At 71.7% G+C, this 18,656-nt stretch carries 14 protein-coding genes; 7 read left to right on the plus strand and 7 right to left on the minus strand.

The genetic code is table 11. The features are described from left to right. The 3 genes from D7X55_RS17910 to D7X55_RS17920 all read left to right on the plus strand — a co-directional run. The coding region (locus D7X55_RS17910) for a protein kinase domain-containing protein (protein ID WP_121723705.1) at positions 1-3,267 on the plus strand (3,267 nt) is incomplete at its 5' end. Positions 3,268-3,385: 118 nt separating this feature from the next. Beyond that, positions 3,386-4,957: a hypothetical protein gene (locus tag D7X55_RS17915; protein ID WP_121723706.1), complete on the plus strand. Its 1,572-nt coding sequence runs from the start codon at positions 3,386-3,388 to the stop codon at positions 4,955-4,957. A 3-nt stretch (positions 4,958-4,960) separates the two neighbouring features. Next, a complete protein-coding gene (locus tag D7X55_RS17920; protein ID WP_121723707.1) occupies positions 4,961-6,376 on the plus strand; it encodes a serine/threonine-protein kinase in 1,416 nt (471 codons plus the stop codon). A 7-nt stretch (positions 6,377-6,383) separates the two neighbouring features. On the opposite strand, the gene D7X55_RS17925 is transcribed toward D7X55_RS17920, so the two are convergent. The 5 genes from D7X55_RS17925 to D7X55_RS17945 form a co-directional block, all read right to left on the minus strand. Beyond that, positions 6,384-7,799 (minus strand): sigma 54-interacting transcriptional regulator, encoded by a 1,416-nt coding sequence (locus D7X55_RS17925; RefSeq protein ID WP_233609910.1) that lies wholly within the window; start codon positions 7,797-7,799, stop codon positions 6,384-6,386. A 93-nt stretch (positions 7,800-7,892) separates the two neighbouring features. After that, a complete protein-coding gene (locus D7X55_RS17930) occupies positions 7,893-8,690 on the minus strand; it encodes a ZIP family metal transporter (RefSeq protein ID WP_121723708.1) in 798 nt (265 codons plus the stop codon). Between the two features lie 84 nt (positions 8,691-8,774). Further along, positions 8,775-9,740 (minus strand): HEAT repeat domain-containing protein, encoded by a 966-nt coding sequence (locus tag D7X55_RS17935; protein ID WP_121723709.1) that lies wholly within the window; start codon positions 9,738-9,740, stop codon positions 8,775-8,777. After that, positions 9,740-10,897 carry a HEAT repeat domain-containing protein gene (locus tag D7X55_RS17940; protein WP_120548630.1) on the minus strand — a complete coding sequence of 386 codons (1,158 nt, stop codon included), beginning with the start codon at positions 10,895-10,897 and terminating at the stop codon, positions 9,740-9,742. The genes D7X55_RS17935 and D7X55_RS17940 overlap by 1 nt, the downstream gene beginning before the upstream one ends. Positions 10,898-10,975: 78 nt before the next feature. Next, positions 10,976-11,521: a peptidase M23 gene (locus tag D7X55_RS17945; RefSeq protein ID WP_120548629.1), complete on the minus strand. Its 546-nt coding sequence runs from the start codon at positions 11,519-11,521 to the stop codon at positions 10,976-10,978. A 277-nt stretch (positions 11,522-11,798) separates the two neighbouring features. On the opposite strand from D7X55_RS17945, the gene D7X55_RS17950 reads away from it, so the two are divergent. The 4 genes from D7X55_RS17950 to D7X55_RS17965 all read left to right on the plus strand — a co-directional run bounded on the left by D7X55_RS17950 (position 11,799) and on the right by D7X55_RS17965 (position 16,129). Continuing rightward, a complete protein-coding gene (locus D7X55_RS17950) occupies positions 11,799-13,313 on the plus strand; it encodes a M91 family zinc metallopeptidase (RefSeq protein ID WP_121723710.1) in 1,515 nt (504 codons plus the stop codon). 10 nt (positions 13,314-13,323) lie between these two features. Further along, positions 13,324-13,980: a hypothetical protein gene (locus D7X55_RS17955; RefSeq protein WP_120548640.1), complete on the plus strand. Its 657-nt coding sequence runs from the start codon at positions 13,324-13,326 to the stop codon at positions 13,978-13,980. A gap of 120 nt (positions 13,981-14,100) precedes the next feature. Then, positions 14,101-14,820, plus strand: a complete 720-nt coding sequence (locus tag D7X55_RS17960) for a spermidine synthase (RefSeq protein WP_233609911.1) — start codon at positions 14,101-14,103, stop codon at positions 14,818-14,820. Positions 14,821-14,929: 109 nt separating this feature from the next. Continuing rightward, positions 14,930-16,129, plus strand: a complete 1,200-nt coding sequence (locus tag D7X55_RS17965; RefSeq protein WP_121723711.1) for a nitronate monooxygenase family protein — start codon at positions 14,930-14,932, stop codon at positions 16,127-16,129. On the opposite strand, the gene D7X55_RS17970 is transcribed toward D7X55_RS17965, so the two are convergent. Beyond that, positions 16,126-17,649, minus strand: a complete 1,524-nt coding sequence (locus tag D7X55_RS17970; protein ID WP_120548625.1) for a serine/threonine-protein kinase — start codon at positions 17,647-17,649, stop codon at positions 16,126-16,128. The genes D7X55_RS17965 and D7X55_RS17970 overlap by 4 nt on opposite strands. A gap of 49 nt (positions 17,650-17,698) precedes the next feature. Beyond that, the gene (locus D7X55_RS42925) at positions 17,699-18,610 is read right to left on the minus strand and encodes a hypothetical protein (protein WP_147470137.1); all 912 of its coding nucleotides are present in this window, start codon (positions 18,608-18,610) and stop codon (positions 17,699-17,701) included. Positions 18,611-18,656: the final 46 nt, after the last annotated feature.

The following is an 18,656-nucleotide window of genomic DNA, read 5'->3' on the forward strand; positions in this document are numbered from 1 at the left end:
GCGGAGGAGGCGGGGAACCGCGCGGGCACGACGGTCTACATGGCGCCGGAGCAGTGCCTGGACGCGCGCGAGGCGGGCCCGGCGGCGGACATCTACGCGCTGGGTGTCCTGCTGTTCGAATTGCTCACGGGCACGCCGCCGTTCCATGGCACGCCGGACGAGGTGCGTGAAGGTCACGTGAGCCAGCGTCCGCCGCGCGTATCGGAACGGGCGCGGGTGCCTGCGGCGCTGGACGCGGTGGTGGCGCGGTGTCTGGCCAAGGCGCCTGCGGAGCGGTACGCGAGCGCGGCGGAGGTGTTGGCTGCTTTCGAGGCCGCGTGCGCGGAAGGGCCCGCGCTGCCGGTGGTGGGGGCGAAGGACGCGCGGCCTGCGCAGGCGCTGGCGACGTTCGCGGGCTCGCGGCCGGTGGCGCTGCTGGGACTTCGCACGGCCGCGTCGGTGGAGGGACTGGCGGCCACGCTGGAGCCGTTCGGCGGGGTGCTGGCGCGTGTCGCGGCAGGGGGCTACCTGCTCGTCTTCTGTGAGTCGTTGTCCGCGGAAGCGAACGTGCGCGCGGGCGCGCTCGCGGCACGGCGGTTGGTGGAGTCGGGAGAGGCCTCGGCGGTGCTGCACGTCGCGGTGTTGTACGTGCATCCCGGCACCACGTTGCCGCGCATCGCGGGTGCCGCGCTGGAGCGGCCGGAGACATGGTGGGGAAGGGGGCTCGCGCAAGGCGAAGTGCGGGTGACACCGGAGGCGGTCGTACGGCTTGAGCCCGGGTGGATCGAGCCTGCTCCCCGGCAGGACGACAGTGTGGCCGCAGAGGATGCACGTCCGGCGTCACCCCAATCCGTGGACGACGCGCTTGAGCCTGGTGCGTTCTTCCGGCTGCGCCTCCAGGACGAGGAGGGCTCGCGAGCCGACGGCGCGCCTCCTCCGTTCGTGGGCCGCGAGGCGCTGCTGGATGCACTGGTCGCGGACGCGGCGCGGAGCCTGTCGTCGCTGGAGCCGGGCCTGGGTGTGCTCACCGGCGAGGTGGGCCATGGCAAGACGCGGCTCCTCAAGGGGCTCGCGTTCCGGTTGGAGTCCGCGGGCCATGCCCGGGTCGTCCGCCTGCGCGCTCCGCCTCCGGATGCGTCGGTGTCCAACTCCCTCCTGGATGCACTGCGCGCCGTCGTGGGCCGTCCTTCCGCGGAGCCGCGCATCCTGGCCGACGCGCTGCTCGCCCAGGCCCGGGAAGCTCCGCTCGTGCTGTTGCTGGACGATGCGCACCTCGCGGATCCCCTGAGCCTGGACGTGCTGGAGCGTGCCACGCTCGCAGGGCCTCGGGCTCCTCTGTGGATCTGCGTCGCTGGACGCCCGTCGCTGCTGGGCCTGCGCCCCCACCTGGGCGAGCGCAGCGCCCAGGCCTCGCGCCACCTGTTGCCGCCCCTGCCTCCAGAGGCCAGCCGCGCGGTGCTGATCCACCTGCTGCGCCCGGCGGAGCACATCCCGGAGCCCGTGCTCGCGCGCCTGGAACTGCTGGCGCAGGGCGTGCCCCTGTCCCTCGTCGAACTGGCTCGCGCGCTCCGTGCCGCAGGCGCCCTGCGTTCATCGCCGGGTGGCGGGTGGTACGTCGCACCGGATGCGCTGCTGGACGTCTCCGTCACGCCGCTCTTTGAACGGCTGGCCCCACGCGTGCTCGCGGGCCTTCCAGAAGCCCACCGCGTGCTCGCGAGGCTGTGCGCGGTGCTCGGCACGGAGGTGGACGTGGCTCGGGTGGACTCGGCCCTGCGCCACCTGGCCTCCGGACCGGAGCTGTCACGCGCCGCGGCCCTGGACGCGGGCGCCGGCCTGCAACGCCTGGCTCGCGCGGGCCTCCTGCGTCCCACCAGCCCGGGCCGCTTCGCCTTCCGGCACCCGCTCCTGCGCGAGGCCCTGGAGGCCCTGCTGCCCTCCGCGCCCCGCCGCGCGCTGCACGCCGCCGCGCTCAAGGCCAGCGTGGGCGACGACGTGGCCGAACGCCGCCGCCGGGCCCACCACGCGGCCGTGTGTGGCGCCCACCAGGAGGCCTCGCGCGACTACCTGGCGCTGGCGGAGGAGGCCCGCGCCGGTCACCTGCCCGTCGAAGCCGAACAGCACTACACGCGCGCGCTCGCGCTGTTGCCGGAGTCCGACGACGCGCGCCGGGCCCAGGCGCTCGCGGGACGGGGCAAGGTGCGCCACCGACTCCAGCGCTTCAGGGAAAGCCTCGCGGACCTGTCCGCCGCGCGCGCCCTGGCCCGCACCCGGGGCGACGCGGCCCTCGAAGTGGACCTGCTCCTGGAAGAAGCCACCGCGCGCGACTGGATGGAGGACTCGGACGGCTCCGCCGCCTGCACCCGCGAAGCGCTCGACGCCATCGAGTCCCTGGACGCGCCGCGCCTGTCCATCCGCTGTGGCCTGGCCCGGGGCCGTCTGCACGTGCGCCAGGGCGAATGGGCCGCCGCGGCCCGCGTGCTCACCTCCACCGCCGAAGGCGCCGAGCGCGCCCGGGACCACGAGACGCTGGTCGTGTCATTGGCGCTGCTCGGCTCCGCGCTCACGTTCCTGGACCGCGCCCCGGAGGCCGCCGCGCGCTTCGACGAAGCGCTGGAGCGCTGCGAGGCCGCGGGCGACGGACTGCACAAGGCCGCCGTGCTGAGCAACCGCGTCCTGCTGTGGCTCCGCCAGGGCGACGTGTCCCGCATGGAAGCGGACCTGCGCCGCGCCATGGCCCTGGGCCGCGAGCTGGCCCACGCGCAGATGGAGCGCTGGGCCACGTTCAACCTGGCCGAAGTGCTCTACATGCAGGGCCGCCTGGACGAAGCGCTCCCGCTCGCGCAGCGCGCGCATGAGCTGGGCGTGCGCTTCTTCCGCGAACACCCCGTGCCCGTGGATGCGCTGCTCCTCGCCCGCATCCAGGCCGCCGCGGGAGACGAGGCCGCGGCCGCACGGCAGCTCGCCTGGATCTCCGAGCGCTGCCCGCCGGAGTCCCTGCCGCCCACCGCCATCATGCGGCGCCTGGTGGAGCTCCAGGTCCGTCAGCAGGTCACGGGCGCGTTCGAAGCGACGGACTGGGTCGCGCTCCAGACGGAAGCGGACGCGCTGGCGTCGCCGGACGAGAAGGCGGAGATCCTCCTGCAGGCCACCGGCATCGCGCGCCGCACCGGCGCGATGGACGAAGCGCGCGCGTGGCTCGAACGCGCCGCACCCGTCGTGGCGGAGGCGCCACTGTGGTCTACGCGTTTCCACGCACTGCGTGCCGCGCTCACACGCTCCGCGCTGTAACGGGAAACGCTACTTGGCGCCGCGCCCGTAACCTTTCGCGCTACAGGGAGACAAGAAGGCCACGCCTGGGGTTTCCTTTCCTCCCATTTCCAAATCCTGCCCAAGGAGTGTTCGCGCGATGGCCTCCTCCCTCCTCCGAGTCCCCTGGTGTTTCCTCTTGCTGGCGCTGACCGGCTGCGAGTCCGCGCTCCCCGACGACACCCGCGCCGACCCCAGCGCCGACGTGGTGCTCGGAACGAGTGAGTCGGACATCCGCATCGCCAACTCGCTCACGACGCGCGAGCTGGTGCTCAACGCCATCGCCGCGAACCACGACGCCAACGAGGCCCTGGCCACGAACTCGCTGGAGTCGCTCTTCGACCCCGACGTGATGGAGAGCGGCCCGCAGAGCGCGCTCGTCAACCACCAGCTCCGCGACCCGTACGCGCAGCGCTTCATGGCGTACCTGGTGGGCTGTGCGCTGGACCCAGGGGAGAAGCTCGCATGGGTCAATCCCTTGCAGCCGGCCGGTTCTCAGGACAGCGAATGGGAGGGCTCCGCGGGCCTCTGCCCGTGGTGGCGCACGGGCACGCCGGGCGATGAGTGCCTCAAGCGCGTGACGGCGTGCCTCCTGGCGCGCAACAACCTGCTGGGCTACCGCGTGGAGCTGTCGATGCGCGGCGAGCTCCACGATGCCGAGCACGCCATCGCGCAGCCGTTCGCGTTGGACTCGTGGACGGTGCCGCTGGACCACGTGCCGCCCTCGCAAGGGCCGCTGAGCAGCGCGGTGGAGTGCGGCAGCCAGACGGTGGGCTCGGGACGGGACTGCGGCTGGACGATGCACTCGGTGGGCTGGTGCCCCGCGGGTCAGACCGTCAGCGTGGGCGCGGGGGGCCCGCCAGGCTGCTCCTCCGGGGCGCCGCTGGGCTCCAGCTCGGGCGCGCGCATGATGCTGCGCGTGTGCCGGGGCATCGCCGGGTGTGACGCGGGCGACGCGCGGCACGTGGACTCCAGCCAGGGCTGCGCGCTCGGCTCCACGTACCCGCTGCCCTCGCTGGGGACGGACCCCACCGTGACGTTCGCCTGCCCGGCGAACGGCGGGTACTTCACGGTGATGACCGCGCCCTGGGACAGCAGCGCGGAGGGCACGGCGAACGTGGCCTGGTCCTCGGCGGTGCAGGCGCCCCTCTCCGAGCGCGCCGTGTACCGCGTCCGCGAAGGCGCCTTCTACGGCAACCTCTTCGGCCGCGACGCGCTCCGCGACGACATCAACGTGACGGTGACGCTGGCGACGGGGTCGAAGGACCGCTACGTCGTCAACCGGCCGCGCACCCGCCAGGCGAAGCCCATCTTCAAGGACCTCTACGCCTGCTACGACCCGGGTTGGGTGCACGGCATGGCGTACGCGACCTACCGCGTGTGCGCGCTGCCCGGCACGAACGAGGACTGCGCGGCGCAGGTGACCGGACCGTGCTGGGACACGAATCCGCAGGCCACGCACCAGTGCGAGACCCAGGACGGCCCGCTGTTGAACGGCGACGGCGACTTCGAGCGGTGCCGCGACCTGAACAACACCGTCTGGGGCGAGCCCGTCACCGTCTACCTCAACGGCGCGTGCGACCTGGTGGATGATCAGCACCGCGACCTGTGCAAGCGCTACTCGGAGCCTCCGCCGCCGCAGGACACCGGCCGGGGCAAGGAAAAGCGCTAGTCCATGGCGGGCAACGGAGAAGAGGCCCTCTACGGCGAGGAGCTGCGCCCCGGCGCGCTCGTGGGCGAGTGGGTCGTGGACCACGTCCAGGTCCACGGCCCCGTCTCCGCGTTGTACCGGGCGCGCCACGCGCGCTCGGGAGTGCCCGCCGCGCTGAAGGTGCTGCACCCGCAGGTGGCCGCGGCGGCGGTGGCGCTCAGGCGCTTTCGTCGCGAGGCGGCCACGCTGCAGCGGCTGCACCACCCGCACATCGTCACGGTGCTGGGGTACGGCGAGCTGGCGGACGGCCGGCCCTTCATCGCCATGGAGTGGCTGGAGGGGCAGGACCTGGCGGCGGAGCTGGCCACGCGAGGCCCGCTGTCTCCGCGCGAGGTGCTGGAGGTGATGGAGCAGGTGGGCGCGGCGCTGCGGGTGGCGCACGCGGCGGGCGTGGTGCACCGCGACCTGAAGGTGCAGAACGTGGTGCGGCTCGCGCCCGGCCGGGGGGGCCCCGCCGTGAAGCTGGTGGACTTCGGCGTGGCGAAGGGGCTGGTGCCGGGAACTCCAGGAAGCTCCTCCCTCACGCACACCGGCGTGGTGCTGGGCACGCCGCTGTCCATGGCACCGGAGCAGATCCGCGGCGAGGTGCCCGACGCGCGCACCGACCTGTACGCCGCGGGCGTGCTCCTCTTCCAGCTGCTCACGGGCATGCCCCCGTTCCAGGGCACCACGCGCCACGAGGTGGAACAGCAGCACCTGCACGCGCCGCCGCCGCGCCCTGGGGAACACGCGCCGGTGTCCGCCGCATTGGACGCGGTGGTGCTCCGGTGTCTGCGCAAGGCGCGCGAGGACCGCTACCCGGACGTGGACGCGCTCCTGGAGGACCTGCGGGGCGCGGTGCTGGGCGGCGCGGCGCCGGTGGAGGTGCCGCGCGCGGTGGGGCTCTACGTGGAGGCGCGGCTGCCGGGAGAGCCCAACCCGGAGGCGATGGAGGACCTGGACGCGGGCCTGGAGCGCGCGAGCACCCTGGCGCGCGAGGCCGGCCTGGAGGTGCGGCTGATGGGCGGCGCGTGCCTGCTCGCCGTGGCCAGCCTGCCGGATGACGTGCGCCGCGAACGCGAGCTGCGCGCGCGCGTGCTGGACGTGGGGCTCGCACTGACGGGGAAGGACCCTGCCGCCGTGCACCTCCACGTCACCGTGCACGTGGACCGGCTGACGTCACGCGAGGAGCCCCACGGCTGGACGGACGGCGCGGCCTCCGCGTGGGACGCGGCGGGCGGGGAAGGGGGCCTGCTGCACCTGTCCGGCTGGGTGCGCGACGAGGGCGAAGACGCCACGCCCGTCGTCACCGGCCCGGCGCTGCGGGGACTGGAGGCGGACTTCGCCGCCAGCCCCGTACCGGACGCGCCGGGGCGCTGGCGGCTCTCCTCCCGGCGCTGAAAACCGCCTACGGCTTGATGCCGTGCCTGCGCAGCAGCCGGTAGAAGTGCACGCGGTCCATGCCGGCGGTGACGGCGGCCTGGGCCACCTTGCCCTGGTGCTTCTCCAGGAGCGCCCGCAGGTACCTGCGCTCGAAGTCGTCCACCACGCGCCGGCGCTGCTCCGCGTACGGCCGGGACAGATCCAGTTCCAGCGGGCTGCCCTCCGGACGCGAGTCCTCCTCCGCCAGCGGCAGCGCGTCCTCGAACACCAGGCAGCGCTCCAGGTGATTGCGCAGCTCGCGCACGTTGCCCGGCCACGCCGCGTGCCTCAGCCGCGACAGGAACTCCGGCGTGCGCAGCGCGCCCGTGCGCTCCGGATCCGCGCCCAGGGACCCCAGGATGCCCGACACCAGCATGGACAGGTCCTCCGGCCGCTGGCGCAGCGAAGGCATGGCGATCCGAAGCACCGCGAGCCGGAAGAACAGGTCGGAGCGGAAGCGGCCCGCGTTCACCTCCGCGCGCAGGTCGCGGTGCGTGGCCGCGATGAGCCGCACGTCCACGGGCTGGTACGTGTTGCTGCCCACCCGGCGGATCTCCCGGTTCTCCAGCACGCGCAGGAGCTTGGGCTGCAGCTCCGGGGGCAGCTCGCCAATCTCGTCCAGGAAGACGGTGCCGCCGTCGGCCTCCTCGAAGACGCCCGCGCGCCGGCTCACCGCGCCGGTGAAGGAGCCCTTCTCATGGCCGAACAGCTCGCTCTCCAGGATGTGCGCGGGGATGGCGCCGCAGTCCACCACCAGGAACGCCGCGTCCTTGCGCCGGCTGGCCTGGTGGATGGCGAGCGCCGCCTGGCTCTTGCCCGTGCCCGTCTCGCCCTCCAGGAGCACCGTGACGTCGCGCGCGGAGGCCCGCTCCATCATCGCGAAGCAGCCGCGCATGGCCACGGACGTGCCCACCAGCGTGCCGAAGCGCGTCAGCTCCGACAGGGGCAGCCGGTTGCTCTCCGCGCTGAAGTCGAACCGCAGCACCACGCGGCCCAGGCGCAGCAGGCTGCCGCTGCGCAGGATGCCCTCCACCACCTGCACGCCGTCCACGATGACGCCGTTGAGGCTGTCCAGGTCCTTCACCTGCGGGCCCTTGGGCCCGATTCGCACCTCGCAGTGGAAGCGCGACACGGTGGAGTCCTCCACCGCGAAGTCGTTGAGCGGATGCGAGCCCACCGAACAGGTGTCCGACGTGGACTCCCACACCGTGCCCGCACCCGGGCCCTCCACCACGGACAGGCGGAAGCGGCGCACCGTGGGCAGGTCCCCCGGACGGCGGGCCTGCTCGTACGGCAGCGTCACGTGGAGCGCGGCATCCGCCCCGTCTTCGTCCGGGCGGGCGCCCTTGTCCTTCGACTCCCCGGGGGGCCCGTCGATGCGGGTTCGATCCGACACAGACATGCCCCTGAAACTACCACGTCCGGGCCACCCGGGGCTGCGGCAGCCGGGTGTCCTCCAGGACACAGACGCGGCACGCACGCATCCGGAGGGGCGTCAGCTCAGCGTCACGTCCAGGAACATCATCAGCACGAAGCCCACCATCAGACCGGCGGTGGCCTCCTTCGCGTACTCCTGGCGGTGGCTTTCGGGGATCATCTCGTCGCTGACGACGTACAGCATGGAGCCGCCCGCGAACGCGAGCGCCCACGGCAGCACGCCTGACGCGAACGACGTGGCGAAGAAGCCCACCAGCGCGGCCACGCCCTCCACCAGCCCGGTGTAGAGCGCCACCAGCACCGCCTGCTTGCGGCTGTACGCCACGCCCATCAGCGCCAGCGCGACGACGAAGCCCTCCGGGATGTCCTGCAGCCCGATGCCCACGAGGATGGGCGCGGCGATGGCCATGGAGCGGCTGCCCACGCCGGTGCCCACCGCCAGCCCCTCCGGGAAGTTGTGCAGCGCGATGGCCAGCACGAACAGCCAGATGCGCTTCAAGTTCGCCGCCTGCGCGTTGCCCTCCTGGCCCTTGATGAAGTGCTCGTGCGGGATGAAGCGGTTGCACAGGTGCAGGAACAGGCCGCCCACCAGCATGCTGCCGCCCACCACCAGCGCGGGGAAGAAGCGCGACGTGGAGCGCTCCTCGGCCAGGTGGATGGCGGGCACGACGAGCGAGAAGGCCGTGGCCGCGAGCATCACGCCCGCGCTGAAGCCCATCAGCACGTCCTTGGTGCGCTGGGTGATGCCGCCCATGGCCAGGGCGGGCACGGCGCCCAGGCTGGTGGAGAGGACGGTGACGGCGCTGCCAACGAGCGCCAGGGCGAGGGTGGACGAGCCGAAACCGCTGTCGGACATGGCCCCCCCAACCTGTCCCACTCCCCACCGCCCGGCCACCTTTTTGGGCGAAGCCGGGCGCGAGGGCTGCCCGCCAGCACGCACTCAGGGCGACAGGCGCTGCTTCTCCCGCAGGATGAGGTGCCACTCCTGGAGGTTCTTCTGGAGCGCGGACAGCCACGCGTCGATCTCCGGATCCAGGCGCTTGTCCACGCCGCGCAAGGACTCCAGGACCGGGCGGGACTGGGCCTGGCCCAGCCGCGCGATGCCCTCCAGCGACGCCTTGCGCACCGCCAGGTCGCTGTCGCTCCGGTACAGCGAGGTGAGCGAGCGGCGCGCGCCCGCGGACTCGGAGCCGGGCACGCCGCCCAGCGCCTTGGCCGCCGCCGCGCGCAGGCCCGCGTCCTCCGAGCGCAGCTGCCCGGTGAGCTTGCGCACCACCTCCGGGCTCGCGGCCTCCATGGAGACCTCCCCCAGCAGGCGCGACGCCACCGCCGGGTCGCCCGAGGCCGCGGCGACCTTCACCGCCGCTTCGGCCAGTTCCGGGTTGTGGCCGAAGTAGATGCCGGAGCTCTCCGTCACCAGGTTCTCCACCACGGCCTTGCGGACCTCCGGCGCGCTGTCGCGCACCAGCTGCTCATAGGTGACGACGTCGCCGTTCTTCGCCATGAACTCCACGGACGGCGAACCCTGGAGCGCGCGCACGGCGGCGGCGCGCAGGCCGGGGTCCGCGTCCTGGCTCGCGCGGGAGAGCAGCGGCTGGAGCAGCTCCGGCTTCTGCGCGTTGCTCGCCTTGGTGGCCAGCGCGGCGCCCACGGCCTCCAGCACGGCGGGGTCGCGCTCCTCGCTCACCGCGCGGCCCAGGGCCTCCGGCGGCATCGCGATGGCGGCCTCCTTCAGGCGCAGCCGCGCGTACTTCCGGTACGCGGGCGAGCCCGTCTTCATGGCCACGCGCACCTCGTCCAGCATGCCCTCCACCGTGCAGGCCGTCTTGGTGGGGACGGGGAGGGGGGCGCCCTGCGCCAGCGCCAGGCCGGGCAGCAGTGACAGCCAAAGCAATCGCGGGCCCATCAGTGCGGCGCTCCTTCTTCGACCACGCAGTCGTGGTGTTCCTTCTTGCCCATCCAGATGCGCGCGAAGTCCGTCGTGCCGCTGGCGTACAGCGCCTTGAAGTCCAGGTAGTCCTGCCGCAGGCGCGGGTCCTTGCGCGCGAACTCCTCCACCAGGGGCAGCGCATCCGCGCCGGCCGCGCGCACCGCGAAGCGCAGGAAGGCCCAGCGCACGCACAGGTCCTGTTCGCCATCGAAGGCGGCGCGGTACGCGGCCAGGGCCTTCTGAGGGTCTTCCGTGACGGCGAGCCGGAAGGCGGCCATCTCGCGCACGTCGCGCTCCTTGTCGGTGCGCATCACCTTCGCCAGCGTGTCGATGGAGTCCGAGTCGAGCAGCGGGTTGGAGTACGACGGCATCTCCAGCGCGAGCAGCCGCACCGCCGTGTCGTCCGACGTGGTGCCGATGTCCAGCAGGTCCTTCCAGTACGGCGCATAGGTGCCGGTGCGCTCGTAGTCCTCCTTCATGACCCGGCCCAGCGTGCGCGTGGCCACCCACGCGGCGGAGTCCGCGGACTCATCCAGCGCGATGGCCTTGATGCGGCCGCGCGTCTCCGGCGTGAAGTGGTGCTGCGTCTCCAGCGCGTCCAGGACGGCCGCGCGGTCCTGCGTGAACAGCGACTTGTTCTCCGCCACCGCCAGCAGCTTCTCCGTCACGCGCGGATGGCGCACGGCGGGCGCGGCCTTCAGGGCCTCCAGGTAGATGGCCGGCTCCGGAGGCGCGGCGTTCACCGCCCACGCCACCAGTTGCAGCGCCCGGTCCGGATCCTTGCCCACGAGCTCCGTCAGGCGCTCCTGGAGGTAGGCCACCAGCGCGGTGTCACGCGCCTGGATGGCGGAGGCCACGGCGGCGTGCAGGGACTCCAGCGTCGCGGATTGGTCCAGCGCGGCCAGGCCGTCCCAGCAGCCGGGGAGGGGAATCTCCTCGCGCGGTCCGGCATGCGCGGCCGGCGGAGGCGCGACGGCCGCGTTGCTTGCCGTGGCCGTGGAGGGAGTCGCCGCGACGGGCGGCGGAGGACCGGCGTCATCGGCCCTGTCCGCGCCTCGCCACCACACGACGCCCAGGGCGACGAGGAGGACGAGGCCGGCGAGCGCGACCTTGAAGAGGGGACGGGAGGTCATGTCGAAAGAGGGCTCACGCGGGAGAGGAAAGGCCGGGCGGAGCCCACACAGGCCCCCGCCCGGAAGGACACACACGGACTACAGCGTGGGAACGCCCAGCCGGTTGTTGCAGTAGGCGTTGGTGCCGCACGTGGTGCCGACGCTGGTGTACCAGGCCGACTTGCGCGTGCCGTACTGGCGGTTGTCCGCGTGCACGTGCGGGCCGGTGGCGTTGCCCGTGCCGCCCACCAGGCCCAGCGCGCAGCGGTCACACGTCTTCGTGCCGGCGCTGACGTTGGCGTAGATGTGCAGCTGGCGGAAGTCCCAGCCGTTCGCGCCGGACACCACGTAGTAGTTGCCCGCGCCGCCGTTGCAGGTGGAGCCGTAGCAGGCCGCCGCGCAGCCGCCGTAGTAGTAATAGTAGTAGTTGCCCACCAGCATGCCGCGGTGGTTCCACTCGCCGCAGGTACCGTTCCCGATATCCAGCGCCGTGTGGCTGCTCCCGGTGCAGCCGTAATACGTGGTCGAGTTCACGTAGGCCGCCGTGTCGCAGATGGGGCCGTTCGCCGTGGCCGCCACTCCCGGTCCAGCCCACGCCGCGGCGGCCAGCGCCACCCCGGCGGACAGCAACGTCTTCAGCTTCATGCGGTGCTCCCTCCCGTCATCCGCCTCCGTTGCCCCGCGAATGGCGGGAGGGGCGGTGAAGCCGTAATACACGAAAGAGCCGTTCGGATCCTGGAAATCGAGAATTGAGAAACACAACGATTCCAAGGGCTTCCGTGCCGCGCCGTGTCGTTTCCGGGAGTGCGACGCAACTGGCCGCGAACGTTGACGACAATCTGGAATGTCGGCGTTCGGCCGACCCTGGCGCCCCGGCGCCGGGACCTTACGGCCGGGTGTCCCGTCACCTGGGAGAAGCGACATGACCACGATTGGAAAGCCCGGCGCCCGCCCCGCGTCCCCTGTGTCCCCGCAGCCGGTGAAGGCGCCCGCCACGTCCGCGAAGCCCAACGCGGTGAAGGCCGCCGTCACGCAGCGGATGTCGGACGGCTTCGACTCGGGGCCCCGCGCGGGCGCGCGTCCCCAGCTTTCGGAGGTCCGCACCACGGAGACCGCGCTGAAGAAGGACAAGGGCGGCGGCTTCCTGTCCGGTATCGGTTCGGCCGTGGGTTCGGCCATCGGCGGCATCGCGAAGGGCGTGCAGAAGGCGCTCGCGCCGCAGGTGAGCACGAACGCGGACGGCCGCACGGTGGTGGACCTGGGCGTGGGCAACAACACCGCGACGGTGTCCCAGGGCAAGGACGGCGGGCTGACCATCAAGTCCGGCAGCGACACCGTGACGCTGACGGCGGAGCAGGCCAAGGGCGTCATCATCAACGGCGGCGCGGGCAACGACTCCATCACCGTGGACGCCAGCGTCACCCAGGACATCACGCTGGATGGCGGTGAGGGCGACGACAAGCTCACCGGTGGCAAGGGCAACGACACGCTCATCGGCGGCGCGGGCAACGACACCGTCATCGGTGGCGAAGGGAAGGACACGCTGCAGGGCCAGGACGGCGACGACTACCTGGAGGGCGGCGCGGGCGATGACCGCATCCTGGGCGGCGACGGACGCGACGTGCTCTACGGCCTGGACGGCAACGACTACGTGTCCGGCGGCAAGGGCCGGGACTACATCGACGGTGGCGCGGGCAACGACCGGGCCCACGGCGGCGAGGGCGACGACCAGGTCATCGGCGGGCGCGGCAACGACACGCTGAGCGGCGGCCGGGGCAACGACGCGGTGGCGGGCGGCGAGGGCACGGACAAGGTCGCGGGCGGCACGGGCACGGACAAGCTCTACGTCGAGGAGAACGAGACCACCGCCGACTCGGAGAAGGCCGAGCGCGAGATCGTCGACATGTCGAACGCGGACCAGCGCGGCTCCTCCGTCTCCGTGACGGGCAGCGCGGAGTTCCAGGCGCGCGTGCAGTCGGACCTGGACGCGATGCGCTCGCTGCCCTCGGGCCAGGAGCTGCTGGGCACGCTGGACAAGAGCGGCAAGAAGACGGTCATCCGCGAGACGTCCGGCGGCAACAGCGCGGGCGGCACGAACTTCAACGACGGCTTCATGAACGCGGACGGCACGCCGGGCAAGGGCACGGACGCGCAGGTGAACTACAACACCACGCGCATCTCGCTGGGCGGCGAGGAGTGGATGAACCGCCCGCCCGTCGTCGGCCTGTTCCACGAGCTGGTGCACGCGTCGGACATGAACAACGGCACGCTGGCGCTGGGCTCCAAGAACGGCACGCGCAACCTGGAGCCCTCCGCGGTGGGCCTGCCCATCGACCTGGACCAGGACCCGTCCACGCCGGACGTGGTGCAGCCCGGCCGTCCCGGAGAGAACGTCCTGCGCGACGATCTGAACCTGCCCACGCGTCCGCGCTACTAGGATGCGGGGGATGAGGAACTTCCGCCGCGCGGGTGCCATCATGGCGCTGGCGCTCATCGTGGGGTGTGCGCGGGCGCCGGAGCGGCCCGTGGCAACCCCAGCGGACCCAGGAGGACAGCGCGTGGCCCAGGCGGACGTGGAGCTGAAGGTGGAATCGGTGGCGCGCGAGGCGGACACGCTCGCCGTCACCTACGCGGTGCACAACCGGACGCCGAAGGCCGTGCTGCTGCTGGACGGCCTGTGGGACGTGGGCTTCAGCGGCCACCTCACGCTGGCGCCCGAGCGGGCCTACGTGGACCTGTCCGGCGGCAAGGTGGTGCTGTCGCGGCTGCTCTTGCCGGTGCCGGAGGACCTGGCGGTGGAGGCCCCGGAGGTGCCCGCGGTCACCCGCGTGGAGCCGGGCGCCACGGCGAACCGCCGCGCGGTGGTGCCGCTGCCCCTGCGCACCGCGCTGCCGTACCCCACGGGCCCGGAGGAGACGCGGGAGCTGTCCGCCGTGCGCGAGGTGTCCCTGCGCGTGGGCTACCTGCCGGACGCGGACGCCATCGCGCTGAGCCAGGGGAAGGACTCGCAGGGCACGCCCATCCAGACGCCGCAGTACGGGCCGGCGGTGACGGCGCAGCGGGTGCTGGACAGCGGCCCCCTGCCGGTGACGGGCGCGAAGTAGGGAGCCCGGGCCCTGGCGGTCGAGGACGAATGCGATGACGGCGCCGGGCCCGTCATCGTCACCGAGGACGCGGAAGGACGCCGCTCCCTTCGCTTTGGCGACGGGGGCGCGCGCCAGAGCGTGGTGTGGCCTGGCGAGCCGCTGCGGCTGGAGCTGCCGTACACCCGCATGTCCATGGTGGCGCTGGCCTTCGTCCCCCGGCCGGAGAACATCCTCGCCATCGGGTTGGGGGGCGGCGCCATCCCCATGTTCCTGCGCGCGGTGCTGCCGGACACGCACATCGACGTGGTGGAGTTGGACGCGGCGGTGGTGGACGCCGCGAAGATGTATTGCGGCTTCCAGGAGGACGCGCTCCTGCGAACGCACGTGGCGGACGGGCGGGCGTTCATCGAAGAGGACGGGCCGCCCTACGACCTCATCTTCCTGGATGCGTACGGGGCGGAGCAGATTCCCGGCCACCTGGCCACGCGCGAGTTCCTGGGCGCGGTGCGCTCGAGGCTGTCCCGGGGCGGCGCGGTGGTGAGCAACGTCTGGGAGTCGGCGGCGAACCCGCACTTCGATGCGATGGTGCGCACCTACCAGGTGAGCTTCCACGGGCTGTCCGTGTTCGAGGTGCCCACCAGTACCAACCGCATCCTGGTGGGGCTGGAGGGGCCGCTGCGGCTGACGCGCGAGGCGCTGGTGGAGCGGGCCCGTCAGGTGGAGCGGGAGCGGAAGCTGCCGTTCCGGTTGAGCCCCCTGGTCTCGCGGCGTTACCGGCCCCTGACACGGAGGCTGGGCCGGGGGCGGGTGTTGACGGACGCGATGCTGGGACCCGGGGGCCTCATCCCGGAGGAGTGAGGCCGCTCTGCTGGCCAGTGAGCACGGCCCCGCCCGGCCGCGGCTGACTCGGGTGGCGGCGCTGCTAATCTTGAAGGCTCGGTACGTCAGCATCCAATCGGGAGACGCGATGAACGGCGCGAACGACGGACGACCCGGTCAGCCCTCCGGCACCTCCGAGGACGAGGCGCCGCTGGCGGACGGCGAGTCCGATGCCGCGGGCCTGGAAGATGGCCCGAAGCCGAAGCCCATCTACGTCCTGGAGGGCAACACGCTGCGGACGCGGCTGACGCGCGAGCTGGGCATCCACTATCCCTTCGTCGGAGCGGGGATGGCGTTCGTGTCCTTGCCGCCGCTGGTGGTGGCGGTGTCGGAGGCGGGCGGCCTGGGAATGCTGGGCACGGCGCCGGAGCCGCCGGGCGTGCTGGAGACGCGGCTGAAGGCCATCCAGGCGGGCACGCGGCGGCCCTATGGCGTGGACTTCATCATGGACCGGCTGGAGCCACACGGCTTCACGACGCGGGACCACGTGGACACCTGCATCGCGGCGAAGGTGCCGGTGGTGGTGTTCCACTGGGACCTGCCGCCGCGCGAGTGGATTCAAGCGCTGCAGGCGGCGGGGACGCGGGTCTGGGTGCAGGCAGGCACGGTGGAGCTGGCGAGGCAGGCCCTGGACGCCGGTGCACAGGGGCTCATCGCGCAGGGGCGGCAGGCGGGCGGGCGCAACCTGGGCAGCACGCCGACGTTGGCGTTGGTGAAGGAGTTCCGGGGGCTGTCGGACGCGGTGCCGGTGCTGGCGGCGGGAGGCATCGCGGATGGCCTGAGCGCGGCGCGAGCGCTGCATCACGGCGCGGACGGCGTCTGGGTGGGCACGCGGCTGGTGGCGTCGGTGGAGGCGTACGCGCATCCGCTCTACAAGCAGCGGCTGGTGGACGGGGACGCGGGGGACACGGCGATGACGACGCTGTTCGGCCCGGAGTGGCCGGGCAAGCGCATGCGGGTGATCCGCAACCGCGTGGTGCGCGAGTGGGCAGGGCGCGAGTCGAGCGCGCCGCGGACGGAAGCGTCAGAACCCATCGGGACGACGCGGCTGTTCCCGGGCGTGCTGGACGTGACGTACGTGATGCCGAAGTTCAGCTCCTTCCTGCCCACGCCGGACACGCAGGGAGACCTGGAGGAGATGAGCCTCCCGGCGGGAGGCGCGAGCATGGCGCGCATCGACACCGTGCAGCCCGCCGGGCAGATCGTCGTGGAGATGATGGAGCGCGCCCGGCGGCTCCTGGAGTCGCCGGAGGGACTGGATGAGGGGGACGAGGAGGACCGGGGTTAGCGCGGAGGGAACTGCTGATTGAAGCGGTCTTCCCAGTCGTCCAGCGCGGACCTGACCCCTGCGTAGTCCTTTGCCGTGCTTGCGTAGTTGCTGGACTGCTCGATCGTTTGCAGCGCAGCCTTCAACGGCGTGGATGCGGGACTGCCCGCGCTCCTGTGGAGCAATTCCTTGTGCAGGCTCCCGATGCGCCGGAGGAGTTTGCTCTTCGGATTCTGTGGTGAATGCCGGGGGCCCGCGTCAGGTTTGGTTTCACCCGCGTCTGGTGTCGTGCCCGCATCGGGTTCCACTGCACCTGCGTCAGGCTCATTGCTGCCTGCGTCTTGCTCCGTTGTGCCTGCATCGGTTTCAGGCGCACCCGCACCGGCTACGAATGAACCTGCATCGGGCTTATCAAGGCCCGCATCGGCTGCGGCTTCGGTCTGAGGTGAGGGCACGGTTCGGAGCCGGATGACGCCGGCTCCTATGCTCAGCAACACCAGCGCTCCCAGCAATGCCCATCCAATGCCGGGCGGTTGGCGGATGGCTTTGAGTGCCTCCTGCGTGCTGGGGGTATGGCTGTCAGCCGCTGGGATCGGGAGCTCGGTCTTCGTGAGGGACGGCGCGCGGGGAGGCGAGCGCAGGGGGATGCGCTTCAACTGCTCACGCACTGCTTCGGCTGAATGCGGTCGTGACGCGGGATTCTTCGCGAGGAGTTGAAGCACCAGGGCGTCCACTTCACGTGGCAGTCCCGGGAGGCGTGAGGATGGCAGCGGCGGAGATTGCTCCAGGTGCGCGAACATCACCTGGACGGTCTCGCCTTGGAACGGGCGCACGCCCGTGAGCAGCTGGAACATCACCACGCCCGCCGCATAGAGGTCCGTCGCCGGCCCCACCGCGTCGCCACGGATCTGCTCGGGCGCCATGAACTCCGGCGTGCCGATGACCATGTCAGCCGCCGTCAGCGGATTGTCGCGGGACTCCATCAGCTTCGCGATGCCGAAATCGACCAGCTTGACGGCGACCGGCAGCCCAGGCGCTTCGACGATGAAGACGTTGGCGGGCTTCAGGTCGCGATGCACCACCCCCGCGCGGTGCGCGGCACCGAGCGCGGAGAGAACCTGGTCCATGACCCAGACGACGGCTTCCAGGTCCATGCTCCGCTTCGAGCGGACGAAGTCCGAGAGCGGCCGTCCCTGGAGCAATTCCATTGTGACGTAGGGACGCTCATCCGGGAGCGTGCCAAAGCCGAAGATGTCGATGATGCCTGGGTGCCGGACGGCATTGACCGCCCGGGCTTCCAGCAGCAGGCGCTGCACCTGCTGCTGCGACACCAACTCCATGCGCATGACCTTGATGGCGGCCTGCTTGCCAATGAGCGGGTGCTCGGCGCGGTACACCACGCCCATGCCGCCCGCGCCAATGCGCTCCTTGATGACGAACTCCCCCAACTGCGTCCCCAACAGAGGATCTGGAGGCGCGCTGGCCTGCGACGGGGCCCGGGTGGCCTGTTTGGCCTCACTTCGGGAGGAGGGGGTTTTCATGGGGGAAGCGCCACGGGGATCGTGTCTGACTTTGCTGGGGACGGAATGATCAACGGGGGAAGTGCGCCGTCAGCACGTCCATCCACTTGAAGATGTCGATGTAGAGCTTCCCGCGTTCGTCCGCGGTCAGATCCTGGGAGGCGCGCTCGTGGAACTTCCACAGCTCCCATTCCAGCCCCGACACGTCGCTCCTTCCCTCCGTCCGGCGTCGAAATTCCCGGTCGTATTGTTCCAGTCGGTCCGCGAGCTTCACTTCTTCGGCTGTGGTTCTTCTCGGCATTGGCCGAGGGCCCGAGGGAATCGCGTGCGGCCCCGGCAGGGGCGTGGAGGGTACCGGCGGGGGCGTGGAGGGTACCGGCAGGGACGTAGAGGGTACTGGAGGCGGCGGTGACGTCTCGAACGGCGCGTTGGTGGAAGGCAGCAATTGATTGAAGAGCCTCTCCCAGAGCTCGACCTTCTTCAAAACGCTGTCCGCCTCCATCGCGGTTTCCGTGCTGGCCGCTTCTTGAAAGTACTTGAGCAGACTGTTCAGCAGGGCTGGTGGAGGGCTGCCATTGGGACTGCGGGCATAGAGTGCTTCGTAAAGCTTGTTCAGCCGCTTCGCCAGCAGCCGCTGGGTGTGGTAGTCCTGTGGTAGCGCAGGCCGTGCAGCGCGCGTCTCCACACGGGCCGCTACGACGACAGGAGTGGGCGTGGGCTGCACTGGGGACTGCGCGGGCGTCCCAATGGGCTTCTTGCCTTCCGTCTCCGTGACATCGGTCACCGTGGCCTTGCCCTGGGGCTGGATGGGCGCTTTCGACGTCACCACGGGGATGGGGTCTGGCTCAGGCGGTGAAGACTCCTTGGTCTTGCGGCGGAGGGGGCTCTTACGAACGGGCTGCGAAGGTGTGCGCTCGTCCTCGGAGTCGGACTGATCCTCCTCGGGCTTCGTGACGGGCTCTTCCTTCTCCACCGTGGCCACGATCTTGGGAGGCTCCGGTGGGGAGGGCGGCTCCGGGGGAACGTCC

This window comes from Corallococcus sp. AB049A, from assembly GCF_003668885.1.
Taxonomy (GTDB): domain Bacteria; phylum Myxococcota; class Myxococcia; order Myxococcales; family Myxococcaceae; genus Corallococcus; species Corallococcus interemptor.